Consider the following 3669-nt stretch of genomic DNA (forward strand, 5'->3'; position numbering starts at 1 on the left):
TTGTTTTGGAGTAAAATTTTCTATTTCATAAATATACACTCCTCCTTTGTCTCTTTTTTTAAAAGGAATTTCAATACAGCCGAGTATAATAGAGTGAGGTGCTTTTGGAGGGGTAATTTCAAGACGAAATTTTTTAATTGGTCCTTTCCAATTAGCTCCTGTTGATAAGATATAATGCACTTCTGATACACGAGTTGATGGTTCTTTATTAAGCATTAACTCATGATCTGTAGTACTAACACAATAATTAGTAAGGTTATCATCGAAATCAAGAAAGGCATTTAAAAAATCATTTCCAACATGAGGACTATAACTATGAGTAATATTTATAGTTTGTTTAGCAGGAAAAGTTTGTTCCCATACATAACTCATCTGAAGTTGCCAAAGAATTCTATCCTGGTCATCAATAAGGTTTAATTTTGTAAGTTTTTCTTTTAACTGATTATTAATAACCTCACTATCCCAACATCCCGCTATATAAGTTGAAGAAAGAAGAGGGATATTATTGTCAATTAGAATATTAGTGATATCCTTTCCATCCTTATCAATAGCACGTACAATAATGCCATAATTATATTCCTGTCCATTGACAGTGCGTTTAAAATCAGTAGGACTATAATCAAATGTCTTTACATTCAATAAATATGATTGATAAAGTTCAGTCAAGTAATAGAGATAGTGACTACATAATCCTTCTTCTGAGGTAACTGGTGAAAGGGGAAGAGGAAAAATAACCTGAGTTGTAATGTCGTTATTGCTATGGTTAGTAAATTGATACTCAATCTCAATTTTCTTAGTAGATATTTTTAAAATTTCTAAATCCATACTAATATCATTTGATTTTGTATATATAACGGCATTATTAGAAATGGTAACCGTTGTATCATTCGCACTTACGACAAATGAGAAGAACAAACAAAACTTAGTTAATAGAGATAAAATGAAAATGTGCATAATTTTTTTTAAACTTTTGTTATTTTAAATTGATTGGGAATATTCTCAGAATCTAATATAGTAAATTCTTAGTGGCATTATAAAAAAAATATCTAAATGCAATATAACATATTGATTAAAATATGTTATATTATTAGAAAATTAAATAAAAATGCTATAATATTAAAAATAATTAATAAAATAGGATCCATAATAATTGTGGGTATGGTCTTATTATGTGCAATGATAATAATAAGTATAATAAATTAAATGAATAACGATATATTAAGTGCTTTTTTACATGGCATCGTTTTAGCACTCGGTTTAATAGTACCGCTCGGAGTACAAAATATTTTTATATTTAACCAAGGAGCTACACAACCGAAATTTCAAAAAGCTTTACCAAGTATCATAGCTGCTTCGCTGTGCGATACTATCCTTATATGTATTGCCGTTCTTGGTTTATCTTTGATAATTTTTGAAATTCCTGCACTAAAATTATCTATATTTATTGTTGGATTTATTTTTTTAATTTATATGGGATATAATACTTGGAATCAGCCGCCTATTGATCTTACAATGAATTCGGGAGCTTTTTCAGCTAAGAAACAAATTTTATTTGCTATATCGGTGTCAATATTAAATCCGCATGCAATTATGGATACGATTGTAGTAATAGGTACTAGTGCTTTAAAGTATAACGGTAGTGCAAAAATTATATTTACCTTAACTTGCATACTTATATCTTGGATGTGGTTTTTTTCTTTAGCAGTTGCAGGTTGTAATATTAGAAAATTAAATAAAAGTAGCACGATTTTAACTATAATTAATAAAATAGCTGCTATTATTATTTGGGCGGTTGCTTTTTATATAGGAGTGCAGATATTGTATGAAATCGGTTTTATTAACTAGAAATATTGAAGAAAACAATGAAACTATAAAGGAAATAAGTAAATATAATTTAGATTTACGTTATATTCATTGTCCTTTAATTAAATATAAAACATTAGATTTTAATATTAATATTTTAGATAATTATTTAAATGTAATCATTACTAGTAAATATGCGGCAAGTATCTTAGCCGATTATGATTTAATACAAGATATTTGGGTAGTAGGTAATAAGTCAAAACAATTATTAGGCAAGAAAGTAGCTTATGTCGCTAAAAACGTCGAAGATTTGATTAAGCATTTTCCTCCTGATTTATATGAGCAGACTATATATTTATCTTCAAATGAAATTACTAAAGATTTACCTAATAAAATAGCTAGACATATCATTTATAATGTAGAATATTTGAATGAGCTGCCCTTATCTATTATAAAAGAATTTAAAAGCAATATTGACTTTGTACTTCTTTATTCTCAGAATAGTGCTACGACTTTAGTAAGATTATTACTGCAAAATAATTTACTAGAATACTTACAAGATAGTTTAGTTATAGCTATAAGTTTGAAAGTCGCAAATATAGTTAGACCTTTTATAAAAAATGCGATTTATTGTGATGATCAAAACCCTAACGATATAATCAAGTTATTATCCGAAAATGCAAAAATTTGATAGTTTATTTAAAAGTAGAAACATCTTTTTTATAGCAATAGTAATATTTGTCTTATCTTCTTTTACCTTGTGCCATAATAGATCTGATATTTTAAAATTGTTTAAAAGTGATGCCAAAGATTTAAGTCAAACATTTGATACGGTAGAAGAAAGTAAATCAAATATTAGTGAAGAAAAAAATGAAGTACCACTATTATCTACTAAATCTCTTTTAAATTATGTAAGTTCCTTAAAGTTTCCTGAAGCACCGCCCGAACAGAGACTAGAAACTATAGTCAATTCAGCCTCATTCGGAGACAAGGAGCCAAGGGTAGAGCCTATAACTAATAGGAAAGTGATGAATGATAAAGTAGGCACATTCAAATCAATTGACGATACTCCTAAATCATATCCTGTAGACTATATTCACTACTTATTAAGCGTAAATTTATTAGTATATAATTTTATGCAAGATAAGGATTATAATAAGGAGCTAAGAATAGTAAATTCCTATCCATTACCTCAAGATATCAGGAATATTTTAGCTAATTTAGAAGCATATAATAATAATTATCTTTTCTCTAAACCAAGTAGTACGGAAGTAGTTTTTCCTACCAACCATAAATGGCTGGAGAAATTTATCAAAATTGAGAAAAAACCTTCTGCTATGATAATAAAAGAACAAGATAAGGCTCTAGTTTTAGAGAAATTAAACTATCTAATCGATTTTCTTTATTCAGAAAAATTTATGCAGGAGTTTGTAAATAAAGATGTTTAGATTATTGTTAATATGTGCTATTTTTTTACTGCTTTATTTCGGGTTTACTTTAATAGAGAGCTTTGATTCAAAAGTTTTTATTAGTTTATACGATTATAATATTGAAACTACGTTGTTCTTTAGTCTTATGTTAGGGCTTTTATTACTAATTTCTTGTTTTATTGTCATTAGATTTCTAATATTAATTATCGATTTACCGTCTAAAATACATAATATTTTTAATAAACGAAAAATTAATCATGATAGATATGCTTTAATTTTAGCTTTTGCCGAATATATTATGAGTAATAAAGCTAAATCTGCTTCTATTGCTCGCAAAAATTTATCTTCTGAAGATCTAAAAGATTCACAAGAATTCCATAATTTAATCTTAGCCGTAACTGAAGGGGATGTAGATACAAAAATTTCCTATTTTCAA

General features: G+C 27.3%; 5 protein-coding genes. 4 read left to right on the top strand and 1 reads right to left on the bottom strand.

From position 1 onward, the window contains the following. Positions 1-954 (bottom strand): DUF4424 family protein (locus tag AC1Z7D_RS06480; RefSeq protein WP_482602995.1); only part of this gene is annotated, 954 nt, incomplete at its 3' end. 249 nt (positions 955-1203) lie between these two features. Between AC1Z7D_RS06480 and AC1Z7D_RS06485 the strand changes: the two genes are divergently transcribed. From AC1Z7D_RS06485 to AC1Z7D_RS06500, 4 genes are all read left to right on the top strand, one after another. After that, on the top strand, positions 1204-1845 hold the full coding sequence (locus AC1Z7D_RS06485; protein ID WP_482602997.1) for a LysE/ArgO family amino acid transporter: 642 nt from the start codon (positions 1204-1206) through the stop codon (positions 1843-1845). Further along, entirely contained in the window at positions 1823-2494 is a 672-nt protein-coding gene (locus AC1Z7D_RS06490; protein ID WP_482602999.1) for a uroporphyrinogen-III synthase, read from the top strand. The genes AC1Z7D_RS06485 and AC1Z7D_RS06490 overlap by 23 nt, the downstream gene beginning before the upstream one ends. Then, positions 2481-3251 (top strand): palindromic element RPE2 domain-containing protein, encoded by a 771-nt coding sequence (locus AC1Z7D_RS06495; RefSeq protein ID WP_482603001.1) that lies wholly within the window; start codon positions 2481-2483, stop codon positions 3249-3251. The genes AC1Z7D_RS06490 and AC1Z7D_RS06495 overlap by 14 nt, the downstream gene beginning before the upstream one ends. After that, on the top strand, positions 3244-3669 hold a 426-nt coding region (locus AC1Z7D_RS06500), incomplete at its 3' end, for a heme biosynthesis HemY N-terminal domain-containing protein (protein WP_482603003.1). The genes AC1Z7D_RS06495 and AC1Z7D_RS06500, both read left to right, overlap by 8 nt.

It is taken from the genome of Rickettsia sp., from assembly GCF_965035265.1.